The 15,086-nt window shown below is 72.5% G+C and carries 17 protein-coding genes; 4 read left to right on the forward strand and 13 right to left on the reverse strand.

Annotated features, from left to right (window positions below; translation table 11 throughout):
* Nucleotides 1-22 precede the first annotated feature (22 nt).
* From AC3ANS_RS17070 to AC3ANS_RS17085, 4 genes are all read right to left on the reverse strand, one after another.
* Nucleotides 23-1,774 carry a DEAD/DEAH box helicase gene (locus AC3ANS_RS17070; protein ID WP_488296519.1) on the reverse strand — a complete coding sequence of 584 codons (1,752 nt, stop codon included), beginning with the start codon at nucleotides 1,772-1,774 and terminating at the stop codon, nucleotides 23-25.
* Nucleotides 1,775-1,809: 35 nt separating this feature from the next.
* Entirely contained in the window at nucleotides 1,810-2,070 is a 261-nt protein-coding gene (locus AC3ANS_RS17075) for a DUF3039 domain-containing protein (RefSeq protein ID WP_488292771.1), read from the reverse strand.
* A 331-nt stretch (nucleotides 2,071-2,401) separates the two neighbouring features.
* Entirely contained in the window at nucleotides 2,402-2,959 is a 558-nt protein-coding gene (locus tag AC3ANS_RS17080) for a YqgE/AlgH family protein (RefSeq protein WP_488292772.1), read from the reverse strand.
* 142 nt (nucleotides 2,960-3,101) lie between these two features.
* The gene (locus AC3ANS_RS17085) at nucleotides 3,102-3,635 is read right to left on the reverse strand and encodes a hypothetical protein (RefSeq protein ID WP_488292773.1); all 534 of its coding nucleotides are present in this window, start codon (nucleotides 3,633-3,635) and stop codon (nucleotides 3,102-3,104) included.
* A gap of 151 nt (nucleotides 3,636-3,786) precedes the next feature.
* Between AC3ANS_RS17085 and AC3ANS_RS17090 the strand changes: the two genes are divergently transcribed.
* Nucleotides 3,787-4,491: a TetR/AcrR family transcriptional regulator gene (locus AC3ANS_RS17090; protein WP_488292774.1), complete on the forward strand. Its 705-nt coding sequence runs from the start codon at nucleotides 3,787-3,789 to the stop codon at nucleotides 4,489-4,491.
* 24 nt (nucleotides 4,492-4,515) lie between these two features.
* Here the strand turns inward: AC3ANS_RS17090 and AC3ANS_RS17095 are convergent, their stop codons facing one another.
* The 8 genes from AC3ANS_RS17095 to AC3ANS_RS17130 all read right to left on the reverse strand — a co-directional run bounded on the left by AC3ANS_RS17095 (nucleotide 4,516) and on the right by AC3ANS_RS17130 (nucleotide 12,682).
* Nucleotides 4,516-5,541 carry a DUF3048 domain-containing protein gene (locus AC3ANS_RS17095; RefSeq protein WP_488292775.1) on the reverse strand — a complete coding sequence of 342 codons (1,026 nt, stop codon included), beginning with the start codon at nucleotides 5,539-5,541 and terminating at the stop codon, nucleotides 4,516-4,518.
* A 101-nt stretch (nucleotides 5,542-5,642) separates the two neighbouring features.
* Nucleotides 5,643-6,410: an SDR family NAD(P)-dependent oxidoreductase gene (locus AC3ANS_RS17100; RefSeq protein WP_488292776.1), complete on the reverse strand. Its 768-nt coding sequence runs from the start codon at nucleotides 6,408-6,410 to the stop codon at nucleotides 5,643-5,645.
* A 75-nt stretch (nucleotides 6,411-6,485) separates the two neighbouring features.
* Nucleotides 6,486-7,556, reverse strand: coding sequence for a TolB-like translocation protein (locus AC3ANS_RS17105; protein ID WP_488292777.1), 1,071 nt, complete (start codon nucleotides 7,554-7,556; stop codon nucleotides 6,486-6,488).
* 37 nt (nucleotides 7,557-7,593) lie between these two features.
* A complete protein-coding gene (locus AC3ANS_RS17110) occupies nucleotides 7,594-8,004 on the reverse strand; it encodes an HIT family protein (RefSeq protein ID WP_488292778.1) in 411 nt (136 codons plus the stop codon).
* A complete protein-coding gene (locus AC3ANS_RS17115) occupies nucleotides 8,001-8,255 on the reverse strand; it encodes a hypothetical protein (protein ID WP_488292779.1) in 255 nt (84 codons plus the stop codon). The genes AC3ANS_RS17110 and AC3ANS_RS17115 overlap by 4 nt, the downstream gene beginning before the upstream one ends.
* A gap of 10 nt (nucleotides 8,256-8,265) precedes the next feature.
* Entirely contained in the window at nucleotides 8,266-9,693 is a 1,428-nt protein-coding gene (locus tag AC3ANS_RS17120; protein WP_488292780.1) for a M15 family metallopeptidase, read from the reverse strand.
* 50 nt (nucleotides 9,694-9,743) lie between these two features.
* The gene (locus AC3ANS_RS17125) at nucleotides 9,744-11,729 is read right to left on the reverse strand and encodes a clostripain-related cysteine peptidase (protein ID WP_488292781.1); all 1,986 of its coding nucleotides are present in this window, start codon (nucleotides 11,727-11,729) and stop codon (nucleotides 9,744-9,746) included.
* Nucleotides 11,730-11,791: 62 nt separating this feature from the next.
* Complete coding sequence (locus AC3ANS_RS17130) at nucleotides 11,792-12,682, reverse strand: DICT sensory domain-containing protein (protein ID WP_488292782.1); 891 nt, start codon at nucleotides 12,680-12,682, stop codon at nucleotides 11,792-11,794.
* A gap of 60 nt (nucleotides 12,683-12,742) precedes the next feature.
* On the opposite strand from AC3ANS_RS17130, the gene AC3ANS_RS17135 reads away from it, so the two are divergent.
* Both AC3ANS_RS17135 and AC3ANS_RS17140 read left to right on the forward strand, forming a co-directional pair.
* Nucleotides 12,743-12,979, forward strand: a complete 237-nt coding sequence (locus AC3ANS_RS17135; protein WP_488292783.1) for a hypothetical protein — start codon at nucleotides 12,743-12,745, stop codon at nucleotides 12,977-12,979.
* A gap of 119 nt (nucleotides 12,980-13,098) precedes the next feature.
* Nucleotides 13,099-13,284: a hypothetical protein gene (locus tag AC3ANS_RS17140; RefSeq protein ID WP_488292784.1), complete on the forward strand. Its 186-nt coding sequence runs from the start codon at nucleotides 13,099-13,101 to the stop codon at nucleotides 13,282-13,284.
* Nucleotides 13,285-13,533: 249 nt separating this feature from the next.
* On the opposite strand, the gene AC3ANS_RS17145 is transcribed toward AC3ANS_RS17140, so the two are convergent.
* Nucleotides 13,534-13,824: a YiaA/YiaB family inner membrane protein gene (locus AC3ANS_RS17145; protein ID WP_488292785.1), complete on the reverse strand. Its 291-nt coding sequence runs from the start codon at nucleotides 13,822-13,824 to the stop codon at nucleotides 13,534-13,536.
* A gap of 120 nt (nucleotides 13,825-13,944) precedes the next feature.
* Here AC3ANS_RS17145 and macS point away from each other — a divergent pair, with 120 nt between their 5' ends.
* Entirely contained in the window at nucleotides 13,945-15,072 is a 1,128-nt protein-coding gene (macS, locus tag AC3ANS_RS17150) for a MacS family sensor histidine kinase (protein ID WP_488292786.1), read from the forward strand.
* The last annotated feature ends 14 nt before the right edge of the window (nucleotides 15,073-15,086 follow it).

The raw sequence follows: 15,086 nt of genomic DNA on the forward strand, positions 1-15,086 counted from the left end.
TAGGGAGCCCCGGAGCCGGTGCTCAGGACGTCTTGCGGAGCGCCCATTCGCGGAGCTTGTCGATCCGGGCGTGCAGCTGGTCGGCCGTGGCGACCGCGGCCGCCGGTCCCCCACACTCCTTGCGCAGGGCGGCGTGGGTGATGCCGTGCGCCTGGCCGGTGCGGTGGTGCCAGGCCGCGACCAGACCGTTGAGCTCGCGGCGCAGCGTCGCGAGGTGCTCGTGGGTCGAGACCTCCGCGACCGAGTCGCCGGCCACCTCGGGCGCGGCGGCCTTCTGCTTGCGGGCGCGCTCGCTCTGCCGGGTCTGCAGCAGCTCGCGCACCTGGTGCGGCTCCAGGAGCCCGGGGATCCCCAGGAAGTCCATCTCCTCCTCCGAGCCGACGTGCACCTCACCGGAGTGCCCGAACTCGCCGCCGTCGAACAGCACCCGGTCGAACCTCGCCTCCGAGCCCAGTGCCTCCCACGACGACTCGAGCTCGTCAGAGGCCGCTTCGCCGGCGTTCGCCTGGGCGAGCAGGTCGTTCTCGGCGGCGAAGATGTCGCCCTCGTCGCTGACGCGCCGGCCGAGCACGTGGTCGCGCTCGACCTCCATCTCCGAGGCGAACCCCAGCAGGCTCGGGACCGAGGGCAGGAACACCGACGCGGTCTCGCCCCGGCCGCGGGCGCGCACGAAACGCCCCACCGCCTGGGCGAAGAACAGTGGCGTCGAGGTCGTCGTCGCATAGACGCCGACGGCCAGCCGGGGCACGTCGACACCCTCGGAGACCATCCGCACCGCGACCATCCAGCGGCGGTCGCTGTCGGTGAACTCCGTGATCCGCTTCGAGGCGAGCTTCTCGTCGGAGAGCACGACCGTCGCCGGCTCGCCGCTCACCTGCTTGAGCACCTTGGCGTAGGCGCGCGCCGAGTCCTGGTCGCTGGCGATCACCAGGCCGCCGGCGTCGGGGACGTGGCGGCGTACCTCGGTGAGCCTGCTGTCGGCGGCGGCCAGCACGGACGGGATCCAGGACCCGCTCGGGTCCAGCGCGGTGCGCAGCGCCTGGGCCGTGAGGTCCTTGGTGAGGGGCTCACCCAGGCGGGCCGCGATCTCGTCGCCGGCGCGCGTGCGCCACTGCATCTCACCGGAGTACGCCATGAACAGGACGGGGCGTACGACGTGGTCGGCGAGCGCGTGCGCGTAGCCGTAGGTGAAGTCGGCGACCGACCGCGGGACGCCGTCGGCGCCGGGCGCATAGGTGACGAACGGGATCGGGTTGATGTCGGAGCGGAACGGCGTACCGGTCAGGGCCAGCCTGCGGTTGGCGGGCTCGAACGCCTCGCGGACGCCCTCGCCCCAGCTGAGTGCATCGCCGGCGTGGTGCACCTCGTCGAGGATCACCAGGGTCTTGAAGCGCTCGGTGCGGATGCGCATCGCGAGCGGGTTGACGGCGACACCGGCGTACGTCACCGCGATGCCGACGAAGTCCTGCGAGGTCTTGCCCTTGCCCGCGGCGTAGGTCGGGTCGATCGGGATCCCCGCCCGCGCGGCGGCCTCGGCCCACTGGAGCTTGAGGTGCTCGGTGGGCGCGACGACCGTGATCCGGTCGACGATCCGCCGGCCCAGCAGCTCGGCGGCGACCGAGAGCGCGAACGTCGTCTTCCCTGCTCCCGGGGTGGCGACCGCCAGGAAGTCGCGCGGCTGGTCGGTGAAGTACTGCCGCATCGCGGCCGACTGCCACGCGCGCAGCGACGGGGCCGTTCCCCAGGCAGCACGCTCCGGCCAGGCCGGGGTCAGCGCGTTGGGCTGGAGGTCGGCCTCGGGCCGACCCGTCACGCGTTCTTGTCCGAGTCGTCGCGGAGGGACTCCCAGACTTCCTTGCAGTCCGGGCACACCGGGAACTTCTCCGGAGCCCGGCTCGGCACCCACACCTTGCCGCACAGGGCCACGACGGGTGTCCCCATCACCATGGCCTCGGTGAGCTTGTCCTTGTCGACGTAGTGGGAGAACCGCTCGTGGTCACCCTCGTCGGTCGGGACGGTACGTCGGTCCTCACGGACGTCCGTGTCTGTCGAGAATCCGATGGTGGTCACGGACCCCACTGTAATCGAGCCCGGCCACGGTCCTGCCCCCCTCCGCCCCTTCCACCGAGTCGGCGCATCTGCACGCCCCAGACCACCGAGTCGGCGCAACTGCACGCCCCAGACCACCGAGTCGGCGCAACTGCACGCCCCAGACCACCGAGTCGGCGCAACTGCACGCCCCGTCTGTGCAGTTGCGCCGACTCGACCCCCGCCACGCGTGCAGTTGCGCCGAGTCGACCCCCCACACGCGTGCAGACGCGCCGACTCGACCCTCGCTGCGCGTGCAGTTGCGCCGACTCGACCCCCACACGCGTGCAGACGCGCCGAGTCGGCACCCGCCTCAGTTGAGGTCGGGGTCGAACGGGCGGGTGGAGTTCCAGGCGAGCTCGCCGGGCTGGCGGCGCAGGACGTCGCGCCACAGGTCGGTGCAGTCGGGGCGGAAGACGTCGGCCGACTCCCCCGGCACGACGTACCAGCTGCCCTCCTCGATCTCGCCGCGCAGCTGGTCGGCGCCCCAGCCCGCGTAGCCGGCGAAGATGCGCAGCCCGTGGAGGCCGCCGCGCATCAGCTCCACTGGCGTGTCGAGGTCGACCAGGCCGAGCAGGCCGTCGACGACGCGGAAGCCGACCGGGACGTCGTCGGGCCGGGCGAGGGTGGCGACCGCGAGGGCGCCGTCGAGGCCGACCGGCCCACCCTGGAAGAGCACCTCGGGCTCGGTGACGACCTCGCCCCAGCCGTCGAGGACCTCGTCGACCGGGACCGCCGACGGCCGGTTGAGCACGACCCCGAGCGCACCCTGCTCGTCGACGTCGAGAAGCAGCACCACGGTCGCGGCGAAGTTCGGGTCGAGCAGCGCAGGCGTCGCCACCAGCAGCATCCCGGCCCGGGCCTCGGTCATGTCTCCATCATCACCCACCGGCACGGCCGGCGGAGCAGGTCCGGCGAGGCAGGCGACAACCCCCGCCCGGCGCGGTAGGGCGACTGCGAGTGCAATCGTCCCCTGGGAGGGTGCGCCGGGTCGGGGCTGTCGGTCGTGGGGCTCAGGCCGCGAGCGCGGCCTTGAGGCGAGCGAGGAGCCGCGGGTGGGCGGCTCGACGAGAGGGCACCGCGGGACGCACCGGGCGGTACGTCGCGCGGGCCTGGGCCTCGATCGACGCACCGACCCGGACCGCGACCCGGTCGGGCGTGCTGACCCGGCCGGCCATCACGGCCAGCATGATCCGCTCCTTCGCCGACGACTTGGTCATGGCCTCGGCCATGGGCTCGTCGAGGGGCTCGGCGCGGTAGTGGTCGAGGATCGCGAGCACGCCGGGCAGCTCGTCGGCCGTGGCGTGCCACGCGGCGAGGACGGCGCCCTCGAGGTCCAGGGGCTGGCTCATCAGCTCACGGTCGATGCGACCGGCAAGCCGGGTGTGCCAGCGCAGCTGGAGGGCGCCGAGCAGGGTGAGCTCGTCGCCGAAGGTGTCGGTGACGCCCTCGACGTCCATCGGGAGGACGCCGTCGCGGCGTTCGTTGGCGGTGGTGATCACGGCGCGGAGGATCTCACCGCGAGAGTGGAAGGACTTCCAGGTCATGGTCTGCTCCTTCGAAGGGGCACGGCCTACATACCGTAAGTACGTACCCACGGTACGTAACCATACCGACGGTACGCAATCGCAGCCGCGGTGATCGTGGTCACCCGTACCGGGGGTACGTACCGACGGAATGGCCTAGGCTGCCCGGACTATGAGCAAGCCGTCGGTCTCCAAGCTGGTCCCCCGGGTGCCGGGCGTCCCGGTGCCGGGCGCCAGTCGCCGGCAGCAGTACTCCGCCTCGACCAAGCGCGCCCTGGTCGACGTCGCCGAGGAGCTCTTCACCGAGAACGGGTACGCCGCGACCTCCCTCGACGCGATCGTGGCCGGCGCCCGGGTCACCAAGGGCGCGCTCTACCACCACTACAGCGGCAAGCAGGCGCTCTTCGAGGCCGTGTTCGAGCGGGTCGAGAACGACGCGGCCCGGGCGATCCAGAAGGCCCTCAAGGGCCACCGCGACCCGTGGGAGAAGGCCCAGGCGGGCCTGCGGGCGTTCCTCGAGGTCGTGCGAGAGGCGCGCTACCGCCGGATCGTGATCCAGGAGGGCCCCTCCGTGCTCGGCTACGAGCGCTACCGCGAGCAGGAGGAGCGCTCGACGTTCGCGAACGTCCTCGAGATCGTCCAGTCGGTGCTCGCGGCCGGCAAGTGGCAGCTCGACGACGCACTGCAGCAGACGTTCGCGCGGATCTTCTTCGGCGCGATGTCCTCCGCCGGCGAGTCGGTCTCGAGCGCCCCGGACCCGATCCAGGCCGCGGCGAACGTCGAGACCGCGATCGGCTTCATCCTCGCCGGCTTCCGGGCGCTCGCCGAGAGCGGCGTCGAGCTGCCCTCGGGCGAGGTCGTCGAGACCGTCGACTGACCCCGGAGGCCCGCCGCGGTGGGCCTACTTGGCGAACGTGACGTTACCGCTGGCGGCGGGCACCAGCTCGATCCAGGTGTGGCCCGCGGGAACGTCCAGCTTGCCGGCCTTGGTCGAGAGGGTGATCGGCGAGTCGAGACCGCTCTTCTCCCAGGTCCCACGGACCAGGCGGCCGCCGTGGAAGATCATCGCGTCGCCCTTGCCCTCGAGCTTGGTCTCGGGCACCGGGTTGCCGGCCGGGTCGAGGTAGCCGGCGTCACCGACCTGCACCCGCAACACGAGAACCGTGTCGGCCGGGAACTGGTCGCCGTCGGCGGCATAGCTGTTCTCGTTGACGTAGCCCTTGCCGTCGTACGTCCAGTTCGTGGTGTGACCGCCGCCGAACACCGCGGCGATGGTCTTGGCCGGCTGGCCCTTCGGGAACGCGCTCTCGTCACCCCAGGGCAGGTAGTCGCGAGGCCGAGCGGCGTCGGTCTTCGCCTCGGTGGCGACCTGCGTCAGGTGCGCGAAGAGGTTGTACGGCGCGCTGCGCGAGTTGTCGCGCTCGAAGCCCTTCGCCCCCTCCTGGAAGAACTGGATCCCGGCCCCCTTGATCCGCGCGATCGTCTGGCCGGCGGCGCCGCTGGTGACCATGGTGGCGCCGACCGGGGAGACGATCCCGATGTCGCTGGCGCGCATCGAGCGCACCGGGCCCACCAGGTCGGGGATCTTGGAGTAGTAGAACGCAGCCAGCCGGGTGAGCCCGCCCTCGACGAGCTCCTCGACGACCAGGTCGGCCGACCCGAGCCCGATCTGGGGCGCGCTCGCGTAGGTGTTGTCCATCTTGGCCACGAGCACCGGGTGGTCCTGCTCGACCTCGTCGTCACCGGTGACGGGCAGCCCGGTCAGCGGCCAGTCCGCCGCGACCTCCTGGGCGCCCTCGACCTGCTGCGAGGCCGGGGTCTTGTCGCCGCCGGAGTCGCTGCCACCGCCGCAGCCGGCGAGCGCGAGGCTCGCGGTGACGGCGAGAGCCACGAGGGGGGCGGTGGAGGTGAGGCGGGCACGGCGCACGGGATCGCTCCGAATCATCAAACTCGTGTGGTCTGGTCGACTTCAAGTGTGCAGCGGCGCGCCGTCCGGATGGGGAGGCGCGCCCAGGAGGGACGCGTCCCTCACCCCAGCTTGGCGCCGCCGTCGACGTACAGCGTCTGACCGGTGATGTACGACGCCTCGTCGCTGCACAGGAACGCCGCCGCGGCCGCGATGTCCTCGGGATAGCCCACGCGGCGGACCGGGTTGGCCTCGGCGTTGAGCTTGCGGAACTCCTCGACGTCCATCTTCAGACGCGCGGCGGTGGCGTCGGTCATCTCGGTCGCGATGAAACCGGGCGCGATCGCGTTGGCGTTGATGCCGAACGGGCCGAGCTCGATGCCGAGCGTGCGGGTGAACCCCTGGATGCCCATCTTGGCGGCCGAGTAGTTGGCCTGGCCGCGGTTGCCCAGCGCCGAGACGCTGGAGAGGTTGAGGATCTTGCCGTACTTCTGCGCCACGAAGTGCTTCTGGGCGGCGCGCGTCATCACGAAGGCCCCGCGCAGGTGGACGTTGACGACCAGGTCCCAGTCGTCGTCGGTCATCTTGAAGAGCAGGTTGTCGCGGGTGATGCCGGCGTTGTTGACCAGCACGTGGATGCCGCCGAGCTCGGCGACGACGCGCTCGATCGCGGCCTCGCCGGCCGCACTGTCGCTGACGTCGCAGCCGATGCCGACTGCCTTGGCGCCGTCGGCGAGCGGCAGCCTCGCGGCTGACTCGGCGGCGGCGGCCTCGTCGAGGTCGAGGACGGCGACCGAGGCGCCCTCCTCGGCGAACCGCGTCGCGGTCCCGAAGCCGATGCCGCGTGCGGCGCCGGTGACAACAACAACCCGTCCGTCGAAACGGCCCATGGAAGTGGCTCCTCGTGGTCCGGCGGGCCCGGCGGTCGGTCCCGTCCGGGCCCACCCTAGCGACGTCCGAACCGGTCAGTAACCGAGGGCCTGACGCGTCCCGAACTCCAGGATCCGGCCGAAGTCCTCCGAGCGGGGCAGCCGCACCAGGGTGCGCTCGTGGCCCGTGGCGGGGTCGAACCGGGCGATCACCGACCGTGGCGCGCCGCCGTCGCAGCTCTGGGCGTGCTCGATCACCAGCCGGTCCGCGGTCGCCCCGAGCAGGATCACGTTGCCCACGGCACGCGGCACGTCGACCTGGGTGACCCGGCCGTCGGGGTGCTGCCGGCCGAGGAAGACGTATCCGCACGGTCCCGCGACCTGCACGAACAGGCCGCTGTCGATCCGCCGGGCGTCCAGGTGACCGAGGTCGCCGATCCGGCGATCGTGGCGGTGGGTGAGGCTCTCGACGTCGCCGGTGGCGGGGTCGAGGAGCGCCAGGTCGCCGTCGCAGGTGACCAGCGCCCGGTCGGCGTCCCACCAGCGCACCGGCTGGCAGTGCCCGTCGACCGGGATCCGGCGTACGACGGAGCCGTCGACGGCTGAGAGCACTCGCATCACGTGGACGCCCCAGCGCGAGCCGTTGGTCAGCAGGGTGGTGCCGTCCAGGGAGGGCAGCACCGCGCTGTTCATCCGGGTCTCGAAGCGAGTCCGGGTGCCGTCCCACGCGACGCGTGACAGGGGCTCGCCCATGCCGTCGCCGAACGAGGCGACCAGCAGCCCGGTGCCGTCCGGCGCCAGGACGACGGTCGCCGCGTCGTACGGGACGCGCATCGAGGTGGTGTCACCGGTGGCTACGTCCACGGCGATCGCCCGGTGATGGCCGTCGCGGCCCGCCAGCAGCAGCGCGGTGGCCCCGTCGGGCGTCCAGTCCACGAGCTGGATCCCGGCCCTGCGCTCGAGCACCGTGCGCTGCTCGCCGTCGGGGGCGATCAGCACCAGCCGCTGCCGGGTCGGCTCGATGCCGAACTCCCCGCGGGGTCCGTGGTCGACGACGGCGAGGTACCACCCCTCACCGGGCGCGGGGGCGGCGACCGCGGGAGCCGCGGAGGGCAGGGCCAGGAGCGGGAGGATCAGGGCCAGGATGCCGAGGAGGCGTGCTCGCATACCCATCCGACGCCGCCCTGGTCGCGATGGTTGCCGGTCAGCGAAGTGATGTGCGCAACCGTTCGGCGTACGCCGCCGCCTCACCGTCGGCGTACGTCGTGCGCGGCCAGAAGAACCCGCGCAGCCCGTCGCCCTTGGTGCGCGGCACCACGTGGAGGTGCAGGTGCGCCACCGACTGACTGACGACGTTGTTCATCGCCACGAAGCTGCCCTGCGCGCCGAGCCCGTCGACCATCGCGGTCGCGAGCCGCTGCCCGGCGGCCAGGAACCCGTCGCGCAGTCGCGCGGGCAGGTCCGGGAGCGTGACGATGTGCTCGCGCGGCACCAGCAACGTGTGCCCCTTGAACAGCGGCCGCCGATCGAGGAACCCGACGAAGTCGTCGTCCTCGATCACCACGTCGGCGGGGACGTCTCCGGCGACGATCCCGCAGAACACGCAGTCGCTCACGGCCGCTTCCTGCCCACGCCGCCCTCGAGCAGGCCGAGCAGCACGAACGACAGCACGCAGGCCGCGGCGAAGCTCCAGGCCCCCAGGTCGGTCAGCGGGTCGCCGAGGACGAGGTTCATCCCGGCGCCGCCGACCGCGGCGGCGGCCACGCCCAGCACCAGGGTGACAGGCACGCCCGGGTCGTCGGGCTCGTGGTGGAGCACCCGGGCGAGCACTCCGAGGATCACGCCGGCGACGAGGAAGGCGACCATGCGCGGGACGCTAGCCCGTGGGCTGCGGATCAGTCACCACCTCGTCGCACCACCGGTCGCACGGACGCGGCGAGACCTCGGCCCGGGCCCGGCTGCCGACGTAGTCGAAGTGCTGGGTGTCCCCGAGCCCGTAGGTCCAGCGGAACCCGTGACGCGCCATCAGCGCCACGACCGGGTGGGAGCGCGAGCGCCAGGCGACGCGCGGGTGGGAGTGGGACTGCCACCAGGTGTTGGGTACGGTGCCCTGCGCCGAGCGGTAGGGGTTCTCCCAGGTGTTGACGTCGAGCGACCGGCCGTAGCTGTGCGGCGAGCGGACGCCCGGACGGCCGGTGACGTCGCGACAGTTGAAGGCCGAGGTGTTGCCGGCCGCCATCGACGCGTAGTCGTTGCCGCCGTGGGAGCGCCCGCCCCAGCCGAAGCGGTCGACGCGGTACATCGCGCGCACCGGCAGCTCCCGGCGGAACATCTCGGCGAACGCCGACCCCATCGCCCGAGCGGCCGTGGTGCTCGCGACGAGCTCCCCACGCCGTGGGTAGCCGTCGTAGTCCCAGTAGTTGACCCGGACCAGCCTCAGGCCGGCCCGCCCGACCGGGCAGCCGCGATGCCAGGAGGCCCCCGTCATCTGTCGCCAGATGGCGTCCGGGATCGCGCTCACCACGACGTTCGCCCCGGCCCCGACCGCGTGCGGCTGCGGCGGCAGGTGGCGGCGCGGGGCGGGCGCGGCCCGCGGCAGGCGCACCGGCCTGCCGGGCGGCAGGTTGTCGATGCGGTGCACCGGACTGCGGTCGCCCGCGACCCACGGTTGTGCCGCCGCTCGAGCCCGCCAGCGCGAGTCCAGCCGCGGGGTCGTGGTGATGCGCGCGCGGCCGTCGTCACCGGTCGTGAGCGTGCGGACACGCCGCCACGGGCCGGAGCCGAGCGACCGGTAGAGCGTGACCCGGCCCGCGACGGGTGTTCCGCCCTTGGTCGTCCACCGCACGCTGACGGCGACCGGCCTGCCGTCGACCACCGTGCCCGGCCCACCGACCATCAGCCGGCTGGCCCGTCGCTTCAGCTCGGCCTGGGTCTGGGCGGTCGCCGCGTCGTGGCTCTCGTCGCCGGCGAAGGTCGCCCGGAACACGTTGTCGCCGGGCGCCCGGCTGAGCGTGACCGACTGGGCGGCCCGGCCGTCCTCGCCGGTGGTCACCGTCGCCACCGGAGACCAACCGTCCGCGGTGCTCCGTTCGAGGGTGACCGGGGCGTTCGCAACCGGTGCCCCTCCCCCGTCGACCAGCTCGACGTGCAGGCCGGTGTCGTCGTCGGCATACGCCGGATCCGCGCGCAGGGACAGCTCGGACGTCGCCGCCCGGAGCGTCGGTGCCGCGGAGGCAGCGGGCAGCACACCCACCACGACCACCGCTGAGAGGACGCCGACCACGACCGCATGCCCGAGATGCATGCGGTTCAGTGTGCCTGACGCCCCCCGGGCGGCGAGCCGGCTCGGCGGCGCTACGGCACCTCGACCAGCGAGCTCAACGTGCTGGAGTTGCCCCCGAAGTCGTAGAGCGTGAGGTCCGCCTGGATCGTCGTGCCGGAGTCGAGCGGCACGAACTCGTAGGTCAGGTTCGCGATGTCGGCGTACAGCCCGACGTCGGTGGTGGGCTCCCAGGTCTGCTCGCCGTCGGCGCCCACGGTCAGCACGTCGGGGACGATGATGCCCTCCGGGTCGGGCGCGAGCTCGCCGTACCCGCCCGACTCCTCGTCGTAGATGTAGATGGTCTCGCTGGTGAACTCACCCGCCTCGATGTCGAGCACCAGCGACAGCTGCGCATCGAGCGGGTGCTTACCGCGGCGATCGGTGGAGGCGTAGTAGGTGAGGGGTACGTCGAAGGACGCGGTGCTGAGGTCGTCGCTGAGGCCCAGGTCGACGTAGGCGTAGGCGGTGTCCTCCCCGTCGGTGATCTGCAGGACCGTGAGGTCGTAGTTGCCCGAGGCCTCCGGTGCGGCACCGTCGTCGGCGAAGTCGGCGACCTCCTCACCGAGGTAGGTGACCGAGTCGTCGTCGTTGACCAGGGCGTAGCTGATCGTCGCCTCGGTGATGTTGTCGAGCGCGGCCGGGTCGAACGTGCCTGTCAAGGTGATGCTGCCGTCGTCGTCGAAGCTGACGTCGGGCCCGTCCGCAGGGTCGGTGAACTCCGGCTGCTCGGCGGCCGGGATCGCCTCGCCGGCGCTGTAGTAGGCGTCGAGGAAGCCGGCCCAGTCGCCGGAGGTGGCGACGTCGGCGTACGCCGGGTCCGCGAGCCCGGGCACGGGCGGGAGGTAGATCGACAGCCCGGTGGCGCCGGCGGTGCCGAGCCCGTCGACCGTGTCGACCACGGCGTCGTCGAGGGCGCCGACCACGGCATCGGCCTGCTCGGCCACCTCGGGCGCGGCATCCCCGATCCCCCGCGCCAGCAGGCCGAGGTCGCTGAGGTGCTTGTCCTGCGTCTCGTCCGGGCTCTTGCCGAACCCCAGCGTGGTCGCCTCGGTCTGCCCGACGACCGGCGCGACGTCGGTGGACTGCTCGGTGAGCGCGTTCGCGAAGCCCGAGACCGCCTCGTCGACGGCGCCCATCTTGGTCAGGTCGATCAGCGCGAGCGTGATCTGGTCCTGGGTGCCCTGGTCGGCGGCCTGGCCCGCGAAACCGGACAGGATCTCCTCGCCGAGCTCGTCCGCCGTGGCGTCCGGGTCGTCGGCCAACAGCTGGAGCGACCCGTAGTCCCAGCCGTGGCCGGGCTCGAGCTCCTGCGAGGCGACCAGCCGGTCGGCCAACGGCGCGACGGCGCTCGCGACCTCGTAGTTCGCCATCAGGCATGCGTCGAAGCCCAGCAGGTCGAGCTTGTCGACCCCGGCCTGCTCCAGCCCGCTCGAGATCGCGTCGGTGATCTCGGCGAGGTCGAGGACGTCGTAGTCGCTGCCCTCGTCGGGCCCGATGCCCGGCCAGGAGGCGCCGTGATCGGAGATCACCAGGGCGTAGTGGCCGGCTCGGTGCGCCTCGATGCCGTCGGCGATGAACGACGCGAGCACGGCCGGGTCGGCGGAGTCGACGTCCCCGAGGTCGTCCACGACCTCGGTCGCACCATCCGCGCCCAGGTCCAGCACGCGGCTGCCGACCCAGCTGCCCTGGTCGAGCACCGCATCCTCGCCGTACTCGCTCGAGCGGTCCATGAACTCACGGATCTGCAGGTTCTCGTTGGAGCCCACGGCCCCGAGCTCGTTGACGTCGGCGACCATGAACGGCTCGAGGTTGGTGTCGGCCATCGAGTAGTGCAGGACCGTCCACCCGTCGCCCTCACGCCCGGTGTGGGCGGCCGGCTTCGCCCCTCCGGGACCGCCGTCCGAGCCCCCGTCCGACCCCCCGGCCGAGCACGCGGCGGTGAGCAGGAGGAGGGCCGCGGTCAGCGCGATGGCGGGTGCTGCGGGCAGGCCGAAGCGACGACGAGCAGAGAGGGGCACGGGGCGAGGCTAGGTGCCGCCGCAGTGCACGTCCGGCGAACCCGCCTTCCCGGCTCCGAGGGCTAGTCCTGGCGGGTGCGCCGCCGGTCCCGCCCGGCGGCCGCGTCTCCGTAGGCGACGACGCGGTTGAACAGTGCCGTCACCGCAACCAGGTCGGGGCGCGACTCGATCTCGCGGGCGGCCAGCTCGGCGGCCACCTCGGCCGCGCCGGCGGCGTCCGCGGCGGCGGCCATGCGCGCGCACACCCGGGCCGCCTCGCGGGTCGCCGCGGGGTCGACGGTCCAGACGCTCTCGAAGACCCGCTCCCGGTCGGGCACGTCGTGCTGACCGGGCAGCTCCCAGGCCGACAGGACGGCGGAGAGCTCGGGTGAGTCGCAGACCAGCACCCACTCGCGACGCATCGGGGCATCCTCGGCCAGGTCGACCTCGACCGGTCGCGCGGCCGCGTCGCGCTGCGCGAAGTCGGCGAAGACGTACGCCGCCCGCGCGACCCGGGCCAGCTCGCGCCACCGCGGCTGCGACGACTCGAGGAACTCCGGGCGCTGGAAGGCACCGAACAGGTAGGGGCGCGACGCCTTGGCGCAGAACTCGTCCTCGATCGCCCACGACAGCGCGATGAGGGACGACTTCCGCAGCCGGTGGACGGCCAGGTCGGGGTGGCGCCGGGTGAGCTCGGCGAACACCGACGCCGGGGACTGCTCGGCGTGTTCCGCGAGCTTGGCCGTGGCCTGCTCGATCGCGACGTCGAGGCGAACCCCCTCCTCGCGGCGCCGCAGCACGTCCTCCACAACCACCGCGTCCTCAGCTCGGTAGCGGCGGTGTCCGCTGGCGAGCCGCATGGGGACCGGGAAGCCATGGCGCTGCTCCCACATGCGCAAGGTGGCGGGCGCGACGCCGGTGCGCTCGGCGAGATCGCCGATCGAGAGGGTCACCTCTTGCGCAGAACTCGACATCATGTTCATAGTTGTACCCTAAACCTCAACACCGCGTTGAACACAACCGGGGAGGACCCGATGACCGTCACTGACCCACCCTCTCCCGAGGAGCTCTACGACGCCACGATCCCGGCCGCCTGGCGGCTGGCGTGCTGCCTGCACGCCGACCAGCACCGCGCCGAGGCCGCGGTCGAGCGCGCGTTCGCGGAGGTCGCGCGGGTCTGGCCGCGCGACCTCACCGAGGGCAGGGCCCGGGTGCTCGCGCTCCTGACGCGGCACGCGGGCCGGCGCACCCGCGCCACCCCGGCGGCCTGACCCCAGGACGGCAGCCCGGGAGACAGGGACCTCTGGACCAGGACCAAGGTCCCTGTCGCCCACGTCACACCCGTCCGACACTCGATGAACGACAACCCGCCCCGATCAGAGGAGGCAGCATGGCGATCAGGCATCAGAGCTGGCCCGACGACCTCCTCGCCTGCCTGGAGGACGGCGCCGCGACCGGCGACCCCGTGGTCGACGCGGCGTGCCGCGCACTGCTCGCGACCGGCATGACCCCGCGGTCGATCATGTCGGTGCTGGCCGAGATCGGCCGGGTCCGACCGCTGGCCCGCACCGCCTGAGGGGCGACCTGCGCTCGCGCCGCGTCTCAGGGGCGCACGGACACGGGACTCCGACCGGGCCTGAGCGCCCGGACGCCCTGACACGACATGGCCTCGGATCGCCACTGCGTAAGGGCGGTTCCGAGGCCTGTCGACTGCTGACTTCTTGAATACTCCGAACTCGGGAGAAATGGAAGACCCGCCGGGTGGTCGCACCGTGACTTTCGGGTGAAGACCTGGCGCGGGACGACGGTCATCGCGATCCGGTGATCACCCGACCTCCTTCCACGGGTTGTGCTCGGCGAGGATCCGGTCGACCCGGGCCTGGTCGAGCCGGGAGACGACGTACTGCGTCTCCTGGGCGTCGCGCACGCACTTGGCGAGCGTGAACGCCGAGGTGGTCAGGAACAGCGTCCCGAGGGCGAGGAACGCCTTGGGCCACGGGTCGCTGGGGAGGTAGAAGATCGCGAGCAGCATCGTGAGCAGCGAGACCCCGAAGGCGATGGCGGCCTGGGCGAAGAAGGCGTTGGTGTTCTTGGCGGTGGGTGCGTTGGATTCCATGACCTGATCCCATCGGACCGGCGCCGCACCGGCACGGGTACGCGTACTCAGATCCATGGATGTCGAGGCTCGACACCGCCATCACCGCCCCCGAGCGCCTGAGGTGCGAAACTGCGCCACGTGAGCTCGTGGTCCTCCCCCGCCGCGGTCGCGGTCGAGAGCCGGCTCTTCCGCGCACTCGCCGTGCTGCGCGTCATCGTGCTCCTCAACACCGTCGCGCTGAGCATCTACCGAGCCGACGACTTCACCCACCCTCGAGTCGGAGCGGCCTGCATCGCGGTGATGGTCGGGTGGACCGCTCTCGTGACGTGGGCCTGTGCGGCGCCGGACCGGCGCACGGCCCTCGTCCTCGGGCCCGACCTCGGGATCGCACTGGGGATGCTGCTGCTCTCACCGCTCGTGAAGGGCGACGACTTCACCGCCAGCCTGCCCGGGTTCTGGATCGCCGGCGCGCTGCTCAGCTGGTCGATCCACTACCGGTGGCAGGGCGGGCTCGCCGCCGGGCTCGTGCTGGCCACCGCCGACCTCGTCCAGCGAGCCGATGTCGCGCAGTCCGACTACGGCAACGCGTTCCTGCTCGTGATCGCCGGCCCGATCGTCGGGTTCATGAGCGGCTCCGTGCAGCGGATGGCCACCGAGCGGGAGGTCGCCGAGCGGGCCGCGGCGATGGCCGCCGAGCGCGCGCGCCTGGCTCGGGCCGTGCACGACGGTGTCCTGCAGGTGCTCGCACTGGTGCAGCGGCGCGGTCGCGAGCTGGGCGGCGAGGGTGCGGAGCTCGGCCGCCTGGCCGGGGAGCAGGAGCGCGCGCTGCGACGACTGATCCGCACCCAGGACGACCTGGTGCCGGCCACGGAGGGGACGGTCGACCTGGTGGCCGAGCTGACCGAGCTCGAGCGCGGGTACGCCGTCACGGTCTCGACGCCCGGAGCCCCGGTCGAGCTGCCGACGGCCGTGGGGCTCGAGCTGGTGGCCGCGGTGCGTGCCTGCCTGGACAACGTCCGGGTCCACGTGGGCGAGCGGGCCCCCGCCTGGGTGCTGCTCCAGGCGTTCCCCGACCGGGTGGAGCTGTCGGTGCGCGACGACGGACCCGGTATCCCGCCCGGCCGGCTCGAGGAGGCGGCCGAGCAGGGTCGCCTCGGTGTGACCGGGTCGATCCGCGGCCGGCTCGCCGACCTGGGCGGCACCGCCGTACTCACCACGGGTGCGTTCGGCACGGAGTGGGAGCTCACGGTCCCCCTCGATGGGTGAGTCCGCTGTCGCGC

This window comes from Nocardia sp. 149-1B (assembly GCF_057747975.1).

Coding starts and splice junctions, on each gene's coding strand:
- AC3ANS_RS17120 (WP_488292780.1), bottom strand. CDS start 9,693: ATGCATCTCGGGCATGCGGTCGTGGTCGGCGTCCTCTCAGCGGTGGTC.
- AC3ANS_RS17115 (WP_488292779.1), bottom strand. CDS start 8,255: ATGGTCGCCTTCCTCGTCGCCGGCGTGATCCTCGGAGTGCTCGCCCGG.
- AC3ANS_RS17100 (WP_488292776.1), bottom strand. CDS start 6,410: ATGGGCCGTTTCGACGGACGGGTTGTTGTTGTCACCGGCGCCGCACGC.
- AC3ANS_RS17080 (WP_488292772.1), bottom strand. CDS start 2,959: ATGACCGAGGCCCGGGCCGGGATGCTGCTGGTGGCGACGCCTGCGCTG.
- AC3ANS_RS17085 (WP_488292773.1), bottom strand. CDS start 3,635: ATGACCTGGAAGTCCTTCCACTCTCGCGGTGAGATCCTCCGCGCCGTG.
- AC3ANS_RS17105 (WP_488292777.1), bottom strand. CDS start 7,556: ATGCGAGCACGCCTCCTCGGCATCCTGGCCCTGATCCTCCCGCTCCTG.
- AC3ANS_RS17145 (WP_488292785.1), bottom strand. CDS start 13,824: ATGGAATCCAACGCACCCACCGCCAAGAACACCAACGCCTTCTTCGCC.
- AC3ANS_RS17090 (WP_488292774.1), top strand. CDS start 3,787: ATGAGCAAGCCGTCGGTCTCCAAGCTGGTCCCCCGGGTGCCGGGCGTC.
- AC3ANS_RS17135 (WP_488292783.1), top strand. CDS start 12,743: ATGACCGTCACTGACCCACCCTCTCCCGAGGAGCTCTACGACGCCACG.
- AC3ANS_RS17130 (WP_488292782.1), bottom strand. CDS start 12,682: ATGTCGAGTTCTGCGCAAGAGGTGACCCTCTCGATCGGCGATCTCGCC.
- AC3ANS_RS17140 (WP_488292784.1), top strand. CDS start 13,099: ATGGCGATCAGGCATCAGAGCTGGCCCGACGACCTCCTCGCCTGCCTG.